General features: G+C 27.4%; 19 protein-coding genes. 17 read left to right on the forward strand and 2 right to left on the reverse strand.

The features are described from left to right. The 11 genes from R5Z65_RS02695 to R5Z65_RS02745 form a co-directional block, all read left to right on the forward strand. Positions 1 to 309: hypothetical protein (locus R5Z65_RS02695; RefSeq protein ID WP_317366920.1), on the forward strand; the 309-nt coding region annotated here is incomplete at its 5' end. Positions 310 to 351: 42 nt separating this feature from the next. Further along, positions 352 to 2,181 (forward strand): TIGR03960 family B12-binding radical SAM protein, encoded by a 1,830-nt coding sequence (locus tag R5Z65_RS02700; RefSeq protein ID WP_317366921.1) that lies wholly within the window; start codon positions 352 to 354, stop codon positions 2,179 to 2,181. Continuing rightward, positions 2,174 to 2,845: a TIGR03936 family radical SAM-associated protein gene (locus tag R5Z65_RS02705; protein WP_317366922.1), complete on the forward strand. Its 672-nt coding sequence runs from the start codon at positions 2,174 to 2,176 to the stop codon at positions 2,843 to 2,845. The genes R5Z65_RS02700 and R5Z65_RS02705 overlap by 8 nt, the downstream gene beginning before the upstream one ends. A 12-nt stretch (positions 2,846 to 2,857) precedes the next feature. Continuing rightward, the gene (locus R5Z65_RS02710; RefSeq protein ID WP_317366923.1) at positions 2,858 to 4,264 is read left to right on the forward strand and encodes an Rne/Rng family ribonuclease; all 1,407 of its coding nucleotides are present in this window, start codon (positions 2,858 to 2,860) and stop codon (positions 4,262 to 4,264) included. Between the two features lie 280 nt (positions 4,265 to 4,544). Then, the gene (gene rny / locus R5Z65_RS02715; protein WP_334309014.1) at positions 4,545 to 6,080 is read left to right on the forward strand and encodes a ribonuclease Y; all 1,536 of its coding nucleotides are present in this window, start codon (positions 4,545 to 4,547) and stop codon (positions 6,078 to 6,080) included. Positions 6,081 to 6,225: 145 nt separating this feature from the next. Then, complete coding sequence (locus tag R5Z65_RS02720) at positions 6,226 to 6,876, forward strand: HAD family hydrolase (protein ID WP_317366924.1); 651 nt, start codon at positions 6,226 to 6,228, stop codon at positions 6,874 to 6,876. A gap of 313 nt (positions 6,877 to 7,189) precedes the next feature. Further along, positions 7,190 to 8,332: an ABC transporter substrate-binding protein gene (locus R5Z65_RS02725; protein ID WP_317366925.1), complete on the forward strand. Its 1,143-nt coding sequence runs from the start codon at positions 7,190 to 7,192 to the stop codon at positions 8,330 to 8,332. 85 nt (positions 8,333 to 8,417) lie between these two features. Further along, on the forward strand, positions 8,418 to 9,287 hold the full coding sequence (locus R5Z65_RS02730) for a branched-chain amino acid ABC transporter permease (RefSeq protein WP_317366926.1): 870 nt from the start codon (positions 8,418 to 8,420) through the stop codon (positions 9,285 to 9,287). 9 nt (positions 9,288 to 9,296) lie between these two features. Further along, positions 9,297 to 10,253: a branched-chain amino acid ABC transporter permease gene (locus tag R5Z65_RS02735; RefSeq protein WP_331677998.1), complete on the forward strand. Its 957-nt coding sequence runs from the start codon at positions 9,297 to 9,299 to the stop codon at positions 10,251 to 10,253. A gap of 16 nt (positions 10,254 to 10,269) precedes the next feature. Next, complete coding sequence (locus R5Z65_RS02740; RefSeq protein WP_317366928.1) at positions 10,270 to 11,028, forward strand: ABC transporter ATP-binding protein; 759 nt, start codon at positions 10,270 to 10,272, stop codon at positions 11,026 to 11,028. Positions 11,029 to 11,041: 13 nt separating this feature from the next. Further along, entirely contained in the window at positions 11,042 to 11,746 is a 705-nt protein-coding gene (locus R5Z65_RS02745; RefSeq protein WP_317366929.1) for an ABC transporter ATP-binding protein, read from the forward strand. Between the two features lie 292 nt (positions 11,747 to 12,038). Here R5Z65_RS02745 and R5Z65_RS02750 read toward each other — a convergent pair whose 3' ends face one another. After that, complete coding sequence (locus R5Z65_RS02750; protein ID WP_317366930.1) at positions 12,039 to 12,695, reverse strand: 3'-5' exonuclease; 657 nt, start codon at positions 12,693 to 12,695, stop codon at positions 12,039 to 12,041. Between the two features lies 1 nt (position 12,696). Beyond that, positions 12,697 to 13,308, reverse strand: coding sequence for a transcriptional repressor LexA (lexA, locus tag R5Z65_RS02755; protein ID WP_317366931.1), 612 nt, complete (start codon positions 13,306 to 13,308; stop codon positions 12,697 to 12,699). 163 nt (positions 13,309 to 13,471) lie between these two features. Between lexA and R5Z65_RS02760 the strand changes: the two genes are divergently transcribed. From R5Z65_RS02760 to R5Z65_RS02785, 6 genes are all read left to right on the forward strand, one after another. Then, a complete protein-coding gene (locus R5Z65_RS02760) occupies positions 13,472 to 13,807 on the forward strand; it encodes an anti-sigma factor antagonist (protein WP_317366932.1) in 336 nt (111 codons plus the stop codon). 13 nt (positions 13,808 to 13,820) lie between these two features. Beyond that, positions 13,821 to 14,252, forward strand: coding sequence for an anti-sigma F factor (gene spoIIAB / locus R5Z65_RS02765; protein ID WP_317366933.1), 432 nt, complete (start codon positions 13,821 to 13,823; stop codon positions 14,250 to 14,252). A 17-nt stretch (positions 14,253 to 14,269) separates the two neighbouring features. After that, positions 14,270 to 14,989, forward strand: a complete 720-nt coding sequence (gene sigF / locus R5Z65_RS02770; RefSeq protein WP_317366934.1) for an RNA polymerase sporulation sigma factor SigF — start codon at positions 14,270 to 14,272, stop codon at positions 14,987 to 14,989. 205 nt (positions 14,990 to 15,194) lie between these two features. Then, the gene (locus R5Z65_RS02775; protein WP_317366936.1) at positions 15,195 to 15,686 is read left to right on the forward strand and encodes a DUF6106 family protein; all 492 of its coding nucleotides are present in this window, start codon (positions 15,195 to 15,197) and stop codon (positions 15,684 to 15,686) included. Positions 15,687 to 15,733: 47 nt separating this feature from the next. Further along, complete coding sequence (locus R5Z65_RS02780) at positions 15,734 to 16,852, forward strand: sn-glycerol-3-phosphate ABC transporter ATP-binding protein UgpC (RefSeq protein WP_317366937.1); 1,119 nt, start codon at positions 15,734 to 15,736, stop codon at positions 16,850 to 16,852. Between the two features lie 114 nt (positions 16,853 to 16,966). Beyond that, positions 16,967 to 17,926, forward strand: a complete 960-nt coding sequence (locus R5Z65_RS02785) for a hypothetical protein (RefSeq protein ID WP_317366938.1) — start codon at positions 16,967 to 16,969, stop codon at positions 17,924 to 17,926. Positions 17,927 to 18,057: the final 131 nt, after the last annotated feature.

Below are 18,057 nucleotides of genomic sequence, written 5' to 3' on the forward strand. Positions count from 1 at the left end.
TCATTCGTTGATAATTCTATGGGAATATTGTCTAAAAGTGAATATATTTATCAATTTTATAAAGCTATAACAAATAAGCAACAATATGAAAAAAATAAAATATTAAAAATAAAGCAGGTATTAATAGATAAAGATTATCAAAACAAAGATATTGTTTTATTGCTTAGTTCAGATTATTATTTGGTAATAAATATATCTATAAATGGGGATATTTATTTTACAATAAATGAAAAAGTATTTTTAAACTATATACAAAAATATGGGATTAATGGTACAATATATAATGTGGTTGAAAATGTACTAAAATAAGACTAAAAATTTTATAAACATTACAAAAGATGGAGGGAAAATATGATAGATGAGATATTAATACAGGTAGAAAAACCTGCAAGATATATAGGTAATGAAATAAATATGGTTGTAAAGGACCCTAAAGATGTAGATATACGTTTTGCTTTTTGTTTTCCAGATAGTTATGAGGTTGGTATGAGCTATGTAGGATTACAAATATTATACTTTTTTATGAATAGAAGAGATGATGTATATTGCGAAAGAGTGTTTGCACCTTGGCACGATATGGAGCAAAAAATGAGAGAAAATAATATAGACTTATTTACTCTCGAAACAGGCACTAGTGTAAAAGAATTTGATTTTGTAGGCTTTACACTACAATATGAAATGACATATACAAATATTATAAATATGCTTAATTTAGGTAATATACCTATATGGAGTAAGGATAGAACAGAAGATGACCCTATAATTATAGCAGGAGGGCCTTGTGCATATAACCCAGAGCCTTTAGCAGAAATAATTGATATATTTTATATAGGCGAGGGTGAAGTTAAATATGATGAATTTTTTGATTTATATAAAGAAATAAAAAAACAAGGTGGAACTAAAGAAGATTTTTATATTAAATTATTAAAAATGGACGGTATTTATATACCTAAATTTTATGATGTAGAATATAAAGAAAATGGAGAAATAAAAGAGTTTAAACCTTTACACAAAGATGCATCTAAAAAAATAAAAAAAGTTATAGTTAAGGATATGGACAATGTTTTCTATCCGGATAAACAGCTTGTACCACTAATTGATGTAGTACACGATAGAGTTAGTTTGGAAGTATTTAGAGGGTGTATAAGAGGTTGTAGATTTTGTCAGGCAGGTTATGTTTATAGGCCTGTTAGAGAAAAATCGGCAGATGCTATACTTAAAAAGTCTAAAACATTAGTAGAAACATCAGGACACGAGGAAGTGTCTTTAACAAGCCTTAGCACTGCCGATTATAGCGATTTTAGAAACCTTTCAGAAGGACTTTTAGAACAATTTAAAGATGAAAAAGTAAATATTGCACTTCCATCTTTAAGAATAGATGCTTTTTCTATAGATTTGATGCAAAAAGTACAAGGTGTTAGAAAGTCTAGCTTAACATTTGCACCAGAAGCAGGAACACAAAGGCTTAGAGATGTTATAAACAAAGGTATAACAGAAGAAGAAATATTAAGAGGAAGTAGCCTTGCTTTTGAAGGTGGTTGGGATAGAGTTAAGCTATATTTTATGGTAGGGCTACCAACAGAAACTTATGATGATGTAAAAGGCATAGCAAAATTGGCATCAGATATAGTAGATAAGTTTTATGAGCTACCTAAAGAAAAAAGAAATAGAGGTGTATCTGTTACAGTTAGTTCATCTTGTTTTGTGCCAAAAGCATTTACTCCTTTTCAATGGTCTGCACAAGATACTTGTGAAGAATTTATAAAAAAACAATATTTATTAAAAGATAGTAATGAAAGAAAACAAGTGAAAGTAAACTATCACGAACCTGCAGTTAGCTCAATAGAAGGGATACTTGCTCGTGGGGATAGAAAAGTGGCTAAGCTTATTGTTAAGGCTTGGGAAAATGGAGCAAAATTTGATGGGTGGACAGAAAGCTTTAAATACGATGCGTGGCTTAAAGCATTAGAGCAAACAGGACTAAGCAGAGAGTTTTACGCTAATAGAGAAAGAAGTTATGATGAAATTTTACCTTGGGACCATATATCTATTGGTGTATCTAAAAGATTTTTTATAGAAGAAATGGAAAAAGCTAAAAATGTAACAATTACTCCAAATTGTAGGCAAGATTGTAGTATGTGTGGAGCAAAAGTTTTTGGTGGAGGTGTTTGCTTTGAATAAATATAGGCTTAAGTTTTCTAAAATAGGAAAGATAAAATATACAGGACATTTAGATTTACTAAAAATATTTCAAAGAGCTATAAAAAGGGCAAATTTACCTATATCATATTCTCAGGGTTTTAACCCTCATCAAATAATGAGCTTTGCAATACCTTTACCACTTGGTATGGAAAGTGAAGCAGAGTATATAGATATGCAGTTTGATGAAGATTTGACACCAGAGTATATAAAAGATACTTTAAATAAGGATATGCCAATAGGTATGGAAATTTTAAATGTAGTTAGATTAAAAGAAGGGCAAAAATCTGCACCGTCTATTGTATGTATAGGAGAATATGAAATATTATTAAACACTAGTATTAACAAAAATAATATAGAAGATTTTCTAAGCCAAAAAGAAATAAATATAGAAAGAATTACTAAAAAAAGAGGAAAAGAAATTACAAAAACAGTTAATATTAGGGAAGATATATTTAGTATACAATATTTAGATAGTAATAAAATAAAGGCTACAATATCAACAGGAAGTGCTAAAAACTTAAAGCCAGATGTTTTAATAGAAAGATTGTATAATTTTTTAAACATACCATATGAAAAATATAAAATTAATTATAAAAGAGTTGCTTTATTTGATGAAAATAAAATACAATTAGACTTTTTATAAGTAGGTGTTAAAATGAACAAAACTCTTGTTATAGATGCTCTTTTTAATTATGAAAGGGCAGGACTTTTAGAAAATAATGAGCTTAAAGAAGTTATAATAGAAGAAAAAGATAGTTTTCAAGTAGGGGATATATTTGTAGGAAAAGTAAAAAAAATATTACCTAATAAATTTGCATTTATAGACTTGGGATATAATAAAAATGCTTTTCTAGGGATAACAGATAAAAAGCAAAGAGGCCTATATATTTTTAATGAAAGGTCTAATAAATATGTTTTAGGGTTAAAAGAAGGTCAAGACATATTAGTACAAATAGATAAACAAGGTACAGAAATAAAAGGGGCAAGTGTTACAACAAATTTAACACTTACAGGTAAATATGTTGTTTTATTATTAAATGAAAAAAACATAGCCATATCTAAAAAGATAGACGATAAAGAAAAAAGGGAGTTTTTAAAACAGTTTGCTATTGAAAATTTGCCTAAAGATTATGGGATTATTTTTAGGACAAACTGTTACAATACAGATACAAAAATAATAAAAGATGAAATATTATATCTTATAAAAAAAGCTAAAGATTTAATGGATAAAGCTAATTATATAAAGCCACCTACAAGATTATTTTTTGCAAAAACAGAGATAGAAAAAATAATAATAGATATTTTAGATAAAGATGATAAGGTTATAACCAATAGTAAAGATAGCTATAATAGTTTAAAACAAATATTTGAAAATATAGATATGTATAATGATAAATTGCCAATATTTGAGGCTTATGGTATAGAATCTAAAATAGAAAAAGCTTTTAATAACAAAGTATGGCTTAAAAGTGGTGGTTTTTTAGTAATAGATTTTGCAGAGGCTATGACTATTATAGATGTAAACACAGGTAAAAATATTACAAAATCTTTTGATGATATGATTTTTAAAACTAATAAAGAAGCTTTAGAGCAAATATCTAAAGAAATAAGGATTAGAAATATATCAGGAATTATATTGATAGACCTTATAGATATGAAAAATGAAGAACATAAAAAACAATTGGAATTATATATGAGGCAATTAGCCAAATCGGATAGAATGCCTATAAATATATACCCTATAAATGAGCTTGGTATAATGCAGGTTACTAGAAAGAAATCTTTAAAGCCATTATATGATATAGTATCTAAAGTTTGCCCTATGTGTAATGGTACTGGAAAGGTAAAAAATGAAGTCTATATAGCCAATATTATAAAAAATCAGATATTGTCTATATTTTCAAATACTATTTATAACAAAGTAGTAGTTTCTGCCAATAATAATGTTATACAATGCTTAAAAAACATAGATATTAATAATATTGAGGATAAAAAAATAGAATTTAATATTATTTATCCTATTAGATTTGACTATTTTAATATAGAAAAATTTGTGGACTAAAAAAAGCTATGCTAAGGAAATTTACTTAGCGTAGCTTTTTAATATTTGCATAAAAATTATTTGTTTTTGTATATATTAATTTAATAATTAAACTATTTATATTAAAATTAAAAAATTAAATAGATAGGTGTATATCTTGACAATTTTATATAAAGAAGATACAATATAAATTGAGGTATCTTTATAATTAAAATTTAATGTATCTTAATAGTTTTTATAAATATAAGAAGCGTCTAAATTAAAATTAACTAAGGAGGTGTTTTTTCTGGGCGTTAAATATATAATAACTACTATAATAGTTGGAGCTATTTCAATTATAATTGGTGGTTTAATTGGGTTTGCTATGCGTAAAAAAGTTGCAGAGGCTACTATAGGTTCGGCAGAAAAAGAAGCTGATAATATATTAATAAATGCAAAGAAAGAGGCAGAAGCTAAGAAAAAAGAAATTTTACTAGAGGCTAAAGAGGAAAGCCTTAAAGTAAAAAATGAAATAGAAAAAGAAAGTAAAGAAAGAAAACAAGAAATTCAAAAATTTGAAAAAAGGCTTATACAAAAAGAAGAAGCTCTTGATAAAAGAACTCAAACTCTTGAAAAAAAGGAAGAACTACATCAAGAGAAAATATTAAAACTAGAAGAAGAAAAAGAAAACATAGAGCAAATATCTAGTAAAAAAATAGAAGAACTAGAAAGAATATCTGGTTTTACAACAGACCAAGCTAAAGATTACCTTTTATCATCTTTAGAAGAAGAACTTGTACACGAAAAGGCTGTACGTATAAAAGAAATGGAAGCTAGTGTAAAACAAGAAGCAGATAAAAAGGCTAAACAAATAATAGGTATGGCTATACAAAGATGTGCTGTAGACCACGTTGCAGAAAGCACAGTTTCTGTTGTTTCTTTACCTAATGATGAAATGAAAGGTAGAATAATTGGGCGTGAAGGAAGAAATATTAGAACTATAGAATCCCTTACAGGTATAGATATTATAATAGATGATACGCCAGAAGCTGTTATATTATCGGGCTTTGACCCTATGAAAAGAGAAATTGCTCGTATAGCTTTAGAAAAACTTATTTTAGATGGGAGAGTACATCCTGCTAAAATAGAAGAAATGGTTGATAAAGCTAAAAAAGAAGTAGAAACAATGATTAGAGAAGAAGGCGAGAGTGCTTGTTTTGAAATAGGTGTACACGGTGTCCACCCAGAGCTTATTAGACTACTTGGTAAAATGAAATTTAGAACAAGCTATGGGCAAAATGTTTTAAAACATTCTTTAGAGGTTGCACATCTTACGGGTATTATGGCAGGTGAGCTTGGATTAGACATTACACTTGCTAAAAGAGCAGGGCTTTTACACGATATAGGTAAAGCTATAGATTATGACGAAGAAGGCTCTCACGTTGAGCTTGGCTCAGCTCTTTGCAAAAAATATAAGGAAAATAGTACTGTTATAAATGCAATAGAATCTCACCACGGTGATGTAGAGCCAACATCTTTAATATCGGTGTTAGTTCAGTCAGCAGACGCCATTTCAGCAGCTAGGCCAGGTGCTAGACGAGAAACTTTAGAAACATACATAAAAAGGTTACAAAATCTTGAAAATATAGCAGAGAGTTTTAACGGAGTAGAAAAATCTTTTGCTATACAAGCTGGACGTGAGCTTAGAATAATGATTTCTCCAGAAAGTGTAGACGACGATGGTCTTGTTCTTTTAGCTAGAGAAATATCTAAAAAAATAGAAGAAGAGCTAGAATATCCGGGGCAAATAAAAGTAAATCTTATTAGAGAAACTAGGGCTATAGATTATGCTAAATAAAATTTAGCACATTAATAAAATGTGTTTGTTTACTTTAGATAAGTAGGCAGATACATTTTATTTTTTTAATATATTGTTTATAAAATGTTAATAAAAATAAAAAATAACAATTAATTTATGTTGATAAATAAGAAAGAGGTATATAATGAAAAGATTAGCAATATTTGATTTAGATGGAACTTTAGTAGATTCTATAGGTTCTATTGCAGGTGCTTGTAATGAAGCATTAATAAAAAATGGACTTAAGGAAAGAAGTATACAAGAGTATAAATATTTTGCAGGTGATGGTGCTTTAGAGCTTGTTAAAAGGGCAGTTTATGCCAGTGGAGATGTTAACTATGAAAAATTAGATGATGTTTATAAAGTATATAAAGATATATTTGTAAAAGACTGTACAAGAGGGGTTGTACCTTTTGAAAATATAGATAATATTTTAAAAAATCTTAAAGATAAAGGAATAATATTAGCAGTTTTATCTAATAAGCCTCACGAAAGAACAATAGATGTGGTGGAAAAAATATTTGGTAATGATAAATTTGATATGGTATTAGGATATAAAAGTGAAGAAACTAAAAAGCCAAATCCATACGGTGCATTGTTAATAGCTAATCATTTTAATATAGAGCCTAAAGATTGTGTATATATAGGAGATACAGATACAGATATGCAAACAGGTATAAGAGCAGGTATGTATACAGTAGGTGTTACTTGGGGATTTAGAGATAGAGAAGAGCTTATATCTAATAAAGCAAATGATGTAATTGATACACCTATTGATTTATTAAAATATTTTTAATAAAAGTATATATTACAAATGTCAAAATACATATTATACTTAGATATTATTGTTTAAAATAAATAAATATATGTAAAAATATAAATTATTTTACATAAATAATCATATAAAAAAAGTATTTTATTATTAAGATATACATTATATTAATAAAATACTTATATATATAGCCATTATTATAAACATTTTTTACAATAAATTTAACTTTCAAAAAAATTTGTTGAAATTATTCATATTTATATATATAATTACTTATAAGTTATATTTACAGGGTAGATATAAAGTATCTAAATAATAAATTAGAGGGAGTGGTTCTATGAAATTAAAGAAATTTATAGCCTTATCTACAGCAACAGTAATGGCTTTGTCTATGGTTGCTTGTGGTAACAAAACAAAAACTGAGGAAAATATGGAAAAAATAGTGATTGGTACAATGGGACCACTTACAGGGAGCAATGCTATTTATGGTATTAGCACTGCTAATGGTATAAGACTTGCATTAGAGCAAAGAGAAAATGTACTAGATAAACCAGTTGAGTTAATATCAGTAGATGATAAAGCAGACCAAACAGAAGCTGTTAATGCTTACAATAAATTTGTTAACAACGATGGCGTAGTAGCTGTGGTAGGTGCTACTACAAGTGGAGCAGCTTTAAGCGTTGCTATAACATCAGCAAAGTATAAAACACCAATATTAACACCTACAGGTACAGTGCCAGAGATTACAACATCAGGAGATAATGTATTTAGAGCTTGCTATACAGACCCATTCCAAGGAGAAATGATGGCAAAATTTGCTTTTGAAAATTTAGGACTTAAAAAAATTGCTATTATGGAAAATATAGATTCATCTTATTCTGAAGGGGTAAAAAACAGCTTTGTTACTAAATATGAAGAGCTTGGAGGAGAAATTATCACAGTAGAGGGATATAAAGAATCTGATAACGATTTTAAAGCACAGCTTACAAAAATAGCTTCATCTACACCAGAAGCTTTATTTATACCAGATTACTATACAAAAGCATATTTAATAGCTAGTCAAGCTAAAGATAGTGGACTTAAAGATGTAGTTTTATTAGGTTCTGATGGTTGGGACGGTATGAACACTATTGCAGAAGATACATCAGTAGTAGAAAATTCTTATTTCTCTAGTCATTTTTCATTAGATGACCAAGACCCTAAAGTACAAGACTTTATTAATGCATACAAAACAAAATATGGGGAAGAACCTAACGGTTTTGCTGCTTTAGGCTATGATGGAGCTAACATTATGTTAAATGCTATAGAAACAGCAGGTAGTACAGATTCTAAAGCTATTGTGGAAGCTATAGCAAATATACAATATGAAGGTATTACTGGAAACATTAAGTTTGATGAAAATGGAGACCCTATAAAAAGTGTATCTGTTATTCAGATAAAAGACGGACAGTATAAATTATTTGATAAAATAGAAAAATAATTTATTATATAAAATAAAAATGTAAAAATTAAGGGAGATTATATCTCCCTTAATTTTTATAAATATTTAAGTAAGGAGTTGGCTTATGGATTTTTTTAATCAATTAATAAATGGTATAAGTATAGGAAGTGTCTATGCTCTAGTTGCTCTTGGTTATACTATGGTTTATGGAATAGTTAAGCTTATAAACTTTGCACACGGAGATGTAATAATGCTAGGGTCTTATTTTATATTAATATTTACTAGAAGTATGGGTATGCCTTTTTGGTTATCTGTAATAGCATCTATGCTATTTTGTGCTATATTTGGGATATTAATAGAAAAAGTAGCGTATAAACCGCTTAGAAAAGCACCAAGAATATCTGCTCTTATAACAGCAATAGGCGTTAGTATATTATTACAAAATATAGTTATATTAATAAAACCAGACCCTCTACCTTTTCCTAATGCTTTAGCAGGTAGTGTTAGATTTTTAGGTATAGATATAGGATATGTAAATATTATTACAATTATAGTATCTTTTACTATTATGATTTTTTTAACATTGTTTATTAAATATACAAAATGGGGTAAAGCTATGAGAGCTGTATCTGAAGATGAAGGTGCATCTACATTAATGGGAATAAATGTAAATAATACAATAGCTTTAACGTTTGCTATAGGTTCTGCTTTAGCAGCAGTTGGTGGTGGTTTATATGGCGTATCTTATAAACTTATAGAGCCAACGATAGGTTCTGTTTTTGGACTTAAAGCATTTATAGCAGCAGTAATAGGTGGTATAGGTACAATACCTGGTGCAGTAATAGGTGGGTTAATAATGGGACTTGTAGAAACTTTTACAAAGGCATACATATCTACAAATCTTACAGATGTAATAGTTTTTGCAGTACTTATATTAATACTTCTTATTAAGCCATCAGGATTGCTTGGTAAAAATGTTAAAGAGAAAGTGTAGGTGTATTGTTTGAAGAAATTTAGTAATTATTTAATAAATATTATTTGTGTTTTAGTTTTATATGTAGTAATATTCTCTTTAATAAGCACAGGCGTACTTAATAATTATTACCAAGGTATAATAGTGCTTATAATGATTAGTATAATACTTTCAGTTAGCCTTAACCTTGTTACAGGATTTTTAGGGCAACTTACACTTGGGCACGCAGGTTTTATGGCTATTGGAGCTTATACATCAGCTATTTTTACAAAATATGTAGAGTTGCCAGCTGGTATAGAATTTTTGTTAGCCCTAATATTATCAGGGCTTTTAGCAGGAATTTTTGGTATTATAATAGGTATACCAGCTTTAAGGCTTAGGGGAGATTATATAGCTATTTTAACTCTTGGATTTGGTGAGATGATAAGAGGGATTATTATATATTTTTCTAACATAACAGGTGGTTCTAAAGGATTTATAGGTATAGATTATCATTCTAACTTTACTATTGTATTTATTATAACAGTTTTAACTATATATATATTAAATACATTGATTAATTCTAGACATGGTAGGGCTATATTATCTATTAGAGAAGATGAGATAGCAGCAGAATCATCAGGTATAAATACAGTATATTATAAAATATTTGCATTTTCTGTATCGGCCTTTTTTGCAGGTATTGCAGGAAGTTTATTTGCACACTATCAAATGGTGTTAGACCCAGTTAAATTTAATTATAATTACTCTATAGAAATATTAATAATGGTTGTTCTTGGTGGTATGGGAAGTATGACAGGCTCTATTGTAGCTACTATAGTATTAGTTGCTATACCTCAAATGTTAATAGAATTTTCTCAATATAGAATGCTTATATATTCTTTATTATTAATATTAATAATGATATTTAAACCATCTGGGTTATTTGGCAGATATGAATTTTCTATGACTAAGTTAATATCTAAAATAATTAAAAAAAATAAATAGGAAAGGAGGAATAAATATGTCTTTATTAAAAGCAACAGGTTTGGGTATAACTTTTGGAGGATTAAAAGCAGTATCAGATGTAGATTTTGATATAAAAGAAGGAGAACTGGTAGGACTTATAGGTCCTAATGGTGCAGGTAAAACTACTTTTTTTAACCTTTTAACAGGTGTATACCAACCAACAGAAGGCGATATAGAGTTTAATGGAAAAAGTATTTTAGGTAATAAGCCATATCAAATAAACAATTTGGGGATAGCTAGAACTTTTCAAAATATTAGACTTTTTAAAGATTTATCGGTATTAGATAATGTAAAAATAGCTTATAATTCTAGTATGAAGTATGGTGCATTTACAGGTATATTTAGGCTTCCTAAATATTTTAAAGAAGAAAAGGAAGCAGATGAAAGAGCAATAGAGCTTTTAAAAGTATTTAATTTAGATGGACTTATACACGAAAAAGCATCTAATCTTCCATATGGGAAACAAAGAAAGCTAGAAATAGCTAGAGCTTTAGCAAGTAATCCTAAATTACTTCTTTTAGATGAACCAGCAGCAGGTATGAACCCAAGTGAAACAGCAGAGCTTATGGAAACAATATCTATTATTAGAAAGAATTTTAATACAGCAATACTGTTAATAGAGCACGATATGGGGCTTGTTATGGGGATATGCGAAAGATTATTTGTTTTAGAGTATGGTATGCTAATAGCTAGTGGAGAGCCACAAGAGGTTATAAATAATCCTAGGGTTATAGCAGCTTATTTAGGTGATTAAAAGGGGTGAAATTATGTTAAAAGTAAATGATTTACAAGTTTATTATGGTGCAATACACGCTATTAAAGGTATAACATTTGAAGTTAATGAGGGAGAAATAGTATCATTAATAGGTGCAAATGGTGCAGGTAAAACTACTACTTTACACGCAGTTTCTGGTCTTTTAAAGTCTACTAGTGGAGAAGTTAGCTTTTTATCTAGTAAAATAGATAATCTATCGGCAGACAAAATAGTAAAAAAAGGAATTGCACATGTACCAGAAGGAAGACGTGTTTTTTCTCAACTTTCTGTACAAGAAAATTTAGAGTTAGGTTCTTTCTTAGTAAAAGATAAAAATTTTATAAAAAATGAATATGAGCGAGTTTTGACACTTTTCCCAAGGCTTAAAGAAAGGTTAAAACAAATGGCAGGTACTTTATCTGGTGGAGAGCAACAAATGCTTGCAATAGGTAGAGCTCTTATGAGTAACCCAAAAATGCTTTTAATGGACGAACCGTCTATGGGGCTTGCACCTATACTTGTTAAAGAAATATTTGAAATAATAAAAGAGTGTAATAGACAAGGTATGACTATTTTATTAGTAGAGCAAAATGCTAAAATGGCACTTAATATATCTCATAGAGCGTATGTTTTAGAAACAGGTAAGATTGTTATGTCTGACAATGCTGAAAATCTTTTAGGTAATGAGCAGGTTAAAAAAGCATATTTAGGTGGATAATACAAAATTAGTATAAATGAGGTTGTAGACAAAATCTACAACCTCTCCAAAAAAATAACAAGTTTATTTTTTTTGATATACTGTAAGAAAAAAGCTGATTTCTTCGTACAAGGGCTAAAGCCCTTAGAAATTTAGCTTTTACACAATCCAAGGCAAAGCCTCGTATTGTGATTAAAATTTTTATACCCTATAAATAGGATATAAAAATTAAAAAAATTACTTTAATATTATTTTTTTACATTCTGTATAAATTTATTATTATATAGCTAAAAATGAAAAAGACTATTAACTTTTAACTAATAGTCTTTTTCATTGTTTCATTATATAAAATTTTGTAAAGTTCATATGTAGCTAATACATCAGACATTGCTCTATGTGCATTTGGATTTGATATATTAAAATGATTGCATAAAAAAGCTAAATTATATTTTTTTAGCTCTGGGAATAGTATTTTTGTAGTTGAAACTGTATCTAAAGCAGGGTTATTTATACTAAGTGATAAATTTTTACAGTTATTTATTAAAAATCCCATATCAAATTTTGCATTATGTATAACCAATGGTAAATATTCTAAAAATTTTATAAAATCTTTAAAAATATCTTCGATAAAAGGTTTATCCTTAACCATCTCATTAGTAATATTAATTTTGTTTGATATAAAAGGTGGAATAGGCATTTTAGGATTTATTAATGTATCAAATTTATCTATTATAATATTGTCTTTTACTTTAATAGCTCCTATTTCTATAATTTTATCGTTAATAGGCGATAGCCCAGTAGTTTCAAAGTCTAGTACAATATAATCTTTAAAATTTGCTTTAGATAATTTATTAAATGTTATTTTTTCTACATCGGTAGACTTTTTTGTTTTAGACTGATTATATACAAAATAATCTGTATTTTTTAAGTCAGACTTTTTTATTAAATTGTTTAAAAAATCTTTGTGCATATTAAAAACTCCTAAAAAGACCTATTACTTTACCTAATATGGTGACATTATTAGATTTTATAGGCTCATATAAATCATTTTCTGGTTTTAAAATTATATTATTATCTTCTATAAAAAATCTTTTACAAGTTGTTTCATCATCTATTAGTGCTATAACAATATCTCTATTATTAGCAGTAGATTGTTTATTTACTAAAACTAAATCTCCATCATATATACCAGCATTAATCATACTATCTCCAAAGACTTTTAACATAAAAGCATCATTATTTTTTAAATATGAAATAGGTATAGGAAAATAGCTTTCTATGTTTTCTACTGCAAGAGTAGGTAATCCAGCAGATACATTACCTAATATAGGTATATTAGCTAACTCTTCAAAATTATTGTTGTAAAAATTTTTTTCTAAAATTTCTATATTTCTAGTTTTTGCTTGTTTCCTTCTTATGTATCCTTTTTTTTCTAAAGTTTCTAAATGAAGATGAACAGAAGATGTAGAAGACAGACCAGATGCTTTACAAATTTCTCTAATTGATGGAACAACACCATTTAATTTAACTTGAGTTTTTATATAATCTAGTATAAGTTGTTGTTTTTCTGTTAATGATTCCATATTTCACCTCCGTAAAATGTATAATATATAAACATTTTATCATTATTTATCAAAAAGTAAAGTATTTTATTAAAAAAAGTAAAATTAATGAGTTTAATTTAAGTTGATAAATATGGATATATTAAGTTATTATATATATATAAATAACAAAGGAGGAAATACATTGAAGATAGAATGTAAAAAAATAAATAGAACATTATTAGTTAAATTGTATGGCGAGATAGACCATCATTATACAGAAGATATAAGAGATAAAATAGATAGAGAATTTAATAAACAAGTTTGTAACAACATAATTTTAGATTTTGAAGATGTGGGATTTATGGACAGCTCTGGTATAGGTATGATTATAGGTAGATATAAAATGACACAAGAAAAAAATGGAAAATTATATGCATTTGGACTAAAAGATAATGCTAAAAGGATATTCGATATATCTGGTCTTAATAAATTAATTGTATGTTTTACAACAAAAGAAGAGGCTATAAAGAGTATATAGGAGGAGTTTTAAAATGCAGTATGATAATAAAATAAGCTTAATATTAGATGCTAATTCTAAAAATGAGGCCTTTGCTAGAGTTAGTGTAGCAGCTTTTGCTACACAGCTAGACCCAACTTTAGAGCAATTAGAAGATATAAAAATGGCAGTGTCTGAAGCTGTTACTAATGCTATAATACACGGATATGAAGGGATAGAAAATGGTAAGATATATATAGATTGTAAAATAGCAAGAGATATATTATACATAGATATAGAAGATAAGGGTAGAGGTATAGAAAATTTAGAAAAAGCAATGGAGCCTCTTTACACATCAAAACCACATATGGAACGTTCTGGTATGGGATTTACCGTTATGGAAGCTTTTATGGATAATATTAAGGTAGTATCAGAAGTAGGAAAAGGTACAAAAATTTATTTGGAAAAGAAAATAAATAAAAATTAGTGCAAGGGGGTTACCTAATGAATGGTGATATATTAGAACTAATAAAACTTGCACAGGACGGTGATGAAAAAGCAGTAGAAGCTATAATAGAAGAAAATTCTGGACTTATATGGAGTGTTGTAAGAAGATTTTTAAACAGAGGGTGTGATTTGGAAGATTTATATCAGATAGGTTCTATTGGTCTTTTAAAATGTATAAAAAATTTTGATACAAACTATGATGTTAAATTTTCTACATATGCAGTACCTATGATTATGGGGGAAATAAAAAGGTTTTTAAGAGATGACGGAATTATAAAAATATCTAGGTCTTTAAAAGAAACTGCTACTAAAGCAAAATATATGAAAGATGTTTTAACAAAAAAAAATAACGAAGAACCTACTATTAGTGAACTTGCCATAGCAATAGATGTACCTTTAGAGGATTTAGTATTAGCGCTAGATGCAGATAGAGATGTAGAATCTCTATATAGTACTGTTTATCAAAATGATGGAAAAAGCGTGTATTTAATAGACAAACTAGAGCTTAAAAATGATAATCAAGACAATATAGTAGAAAGTATTGTGCTAAAAGATATAATAAAAAACTTAGAACCAAGAGAAAGAGAAATAATAAATCTTAGATATTTTGAAGATAAAACGCAAAGTCAAGTTGCAAAAATAATAGGTGTATCTCAGGTTCAAGTATCTAGGATAGAAAAGAAGGTATTAGCTAAAATAAGAGAAAAATTTGGATAAAACTATATTAATTTTATATAGCTATAAAATTATAATTAGTCAGTTAGCACATATATTTTAATATATGGTGTGCAAACTAAACAAAAATAAAAAAATATCTTAAAGAAATGTTGACTTTTTACTAATTAAATATTATAGTAAATATAAATTAACAAAGTGTTTAAGTTAATTTTTAACTAAGCTAATGATAGCTGAGGTGAATTTTTTGAATAAGTTCTATGAACAATTTATAACAAAAGATTATGGTACATTGCCAAATACTATTAATATTGTTAGTAAAGCCATATTGTTAATAGGTGTTTTTATACTTGCTATGGCTGGTATATTAGGTATTTTCTTATCTATACCTGTTTTTATAGTTTTTATATTAATAGAAGTTTATACGTCTAAAAAATTTTTAGAATATGAATATGAATACTATGATAAAGACATAACAGTATCTAAAATAATAGGTAAAAAAAGAAGAAAAGTTATATGTAATATAAGAGTTGGTAATATATTAAGTGTATCTAACGTTAATAGTTATTCTAAAGAAGAAAAGGTTATAAGATGTACTATAAAAGGCTTAGACCTTAAAGAAGTTGTTATTTTTATTAATGATAAAAATGGCAAAAAGGTAGGGTATTTATTAGGTATAGATGAAGAATTATTATCTATACTAAAAAAAGATAATCCTACATTATTTAATTATATTTAAAAAGTTAAATCTTTTAGTTAATTTATATATTTTAGGAGGAAGTAAAAATGGCAGGATTAAAACTTAAAAATATTATAAAAAGATATGATAATGGCTTTGAAGCTGTTAAAGATTTTAATTTAAACATTGAAGATAGAGAATTTATCGTTTTTGTAGGTCCATCTGGTTGTGGTAAATCTACTACACTTAGAATGATTGCTGGTCTTGAAGAGATATCTGAAGGTGAATTATACATAGGTGATAGAATTGTAAATGATGTTGCACCTAAAGATAGAAATATTGCAATGGTTTTCCAAAATTATGCTTTATATCCACATATGACAGTTTATGATAATATGGCTTTTGCTCTTAAAATTAGAAAAGTAGCTAAAGATGAAATAGATAAAAAAGTTAAGGCAGCAGCAGCAATATTAGATATCGGACATCTTTTAGACAGAAAGCCAAAAGCTCTCTCTGGAGGACAAAGACAAAGGGTTGCTATGGGTCGTGCTATTGTTCGTAGCCCAGAAGTATTCTTAATGGACGAACCTTTATCAAACCTTGATGCTAAACTTAGAGGTCAAATGCGTATTGAGATTGCTAAACTTTATCACGAACTTAATACAACATTTATATATGTTACTCACGACCAAACAGAAGCTATGACACTTGGTACTAGAATTGTTGTTATGAAAGATGGTATTATACAACAAGTAGATTCTCCAAGAGAAATATATGAAAATCCACAAAATATATTTGTTGCTGGTTTTATTGGTATGCCTCAGATGAACTTCTTAGATGCTAGTATAGTTGAAAAAAATGGAAAAGTATTAGTTAATGTTTTAGGAAAAGATATTGAGCTATCTGCAGAAAAACAATCAGTATTAAAAGAAAGTGGATATATTGGTAAAGAAGTTATTTTAGGTATTAGACCAGAGAATATTAAATGTATTATAAATAATGTTACACCAGAAGGTAATACTGTATTTAAATCTAAAATAGAAGTTTATGAAAACTTAGGTGCGGAAACATACCTTCATATTGAAGAAAATAAAAAACAAATTCAAATTAAAACAGCTACTGTTGATAATGCACCAACAAGTGGAGATATTGAATATATGTTTGACTTAAATAAAGTATATCTTTTTGATAAAGATACAGAAGAAACTATTTTTAATAAAAAATAATATATTAATAAAAAAATGCAAGTGGAATTCTTGCATTTTTTTTATTAATATATTATAATTTTAGTTATAATTATATTGCAAAATTACATAGATAAAGAAAGTTGGAATATTAATATGGCTGATATATATAAACAGGTTATAGGGCATCATAATTTTTATGTGAATTTAGTTGGTGGAAGTAGTTTAGAAAGAAAATTTGATTTATATATGTATGAACCAGATATGGGTATAAATGAAGACACAGGTATACTTTTATTCATTACAGGCTTTGGCGCACATAGCAACAATAATGTATATAAGAAAATGAGAAGAGAGTTTGCAAATAAATACAACCTTTTAACTGTTCAATGTGATTATTTTGGATGGGAATTTATGCAAAGTGAAGTTAAAGAGGAAACTGTATATAATTTTTGCGATATGTCTTTTTTACAAACTATGGATAATATATATGCCACTTTATATGCAATAGACTACGCATTATCTAAAAATAAAAAAATAAATATGAAAAAGATTATTATATATGGGGATTCACATGGAGCATATTTAGCTCATTTATGTAATTTATATAGTGGTATATATACTCATATACTTGATAATTCGTCGTGGATATACCCAGTTTATTTAATAGGATATAGAAATATTACAATAAATGGAATTGATAAAAATTTTAAATATATGGCCAGAGAATTTATAGGGAATACTAAGTTAATAGATATTGGATTTTTATACACATATTTAGAAAATAATTGTTGTATAAAATTATATCATGGTATAGATGATACTCTAGTATTGTTTGAAGATAAAGAAAGGGTTTTTGGAGACGGTAAGGTAAACTTTGCAGAAATAATAAAAATATCTCAGCCAGATAATGAAGTTTTCTTTTCGACAGAACATTCTTTAGATGTAAACTATTTAAAATTATTTGATTTATTTTATAATAGTGTATCTTTTGAAAAAGGGGATAAAATTAACATAGTAGACGCAATTATATTTGAAAATGATGGTCTTATTTTAAAAATAGATTATACTAATTTATTTCCAGTTCTTAATTTTATTAATGTAAATGATAAATAATTATAGGATTTCTCCTTTTTGGTATTTCTTTTTTGTTAAATATACTATACTACAAGGGGAAATCTTTTTTTATTATTTTTGTTACCTATGTATTATACCTCAACAACAATTATTGCAATTTATAAAAATTA

The organism is uncultured Tyzzerella sp., assembly GCF_963558545.1.
Lineage (GTDB): Bacteria > Bacillota > Clostridia > Lachnospirales > CAG-274 > Tyzzerella.

Coding starts and splice junctions, on each gene's coding strand:
- R5Z65_RS02700 (WP_317366921.1), top strand. CDS start 352: ATGATAGATGAGATATTAATACAGGTAGAAAAACCTGCAAGATATATA.
- R5Z65_RS02710 (WP_317366923.1), top strand. CDS start 2,858: ATGAACAAAACTCTTGTTATAGATGCTCTTTTTAATTATGAAAGGGCA.
- R5Z65_RS02720 (WP_317366924.1), top strand. CDS start 6,226: ATGAAAAGATTAGCAATATTTGATTTAGATGGAACTTTAGTAGATTCT.
- R5Z65_RS02725 (WP_317366925.1), top strand. CDS start 7,190: ATGAAATTAAAGAAATTTATAGCCTTATCTACAGCAACAGTAATGGCT.
- R5Z65_RS02730 (WP_317366926.1), top strand. CDS start 8,418: ATGGATTTTTTTAATCAATTAATAAATGGTATAAGTATAGGAAGTGTC.
- R5Z65_RS02740 (WP_317366928.1), top strand. CDS start 10,270: ATGTCTTTATTAAAAGCAACAGGTTTGGGTATAACTTTTGGAGGATTA.
- R5Z65_RS02745 (WP_317366929.1), top strand. CDS start 11,042: ATGTTAAAAGTAAATGATTTACAAGTTTATTATGGTGCAATACACGCT.
- R5Z65_RS02750 (WP_317366930.1), bottom strand. CDS start 12,695: ATGCACAAAGATTTTTTAAACAATTTAATAAAAAAGTCTGACTTAAAA.
- lexA (WP_317366931.1), bottom strand. CDS start 13,308: ATGGAATCATTAACAGAAAAACAACAACTTATACTAGATTATATAAAA.
- spoIIAB (WP_317366933.1), top strand. CDS start 13,821: ATGCAGTATGATAATAAAATAAGCTTAATATTAGATGCTAATTCTAAA.
- sigF (WP_317366934.1), top strand. CDS start 14,270: ATGAATGGTGATATATTAGAACTAATAAAACTTGCACAGGACGGTGAT.
- R5Z65_RS02780 (WP_317366937.1), top strand. CDS start 15,734: ATGGCAGGATTAAAACTTAAAAATATTATAAAAAGATATGATAATGGC.
- R5Z65_RS02785 (WP_317366938.1), top strand. CDS start 16,967: ATGGCTGATATATATAAACAGGTTATAGGGCATCATAATTTTTATGTG.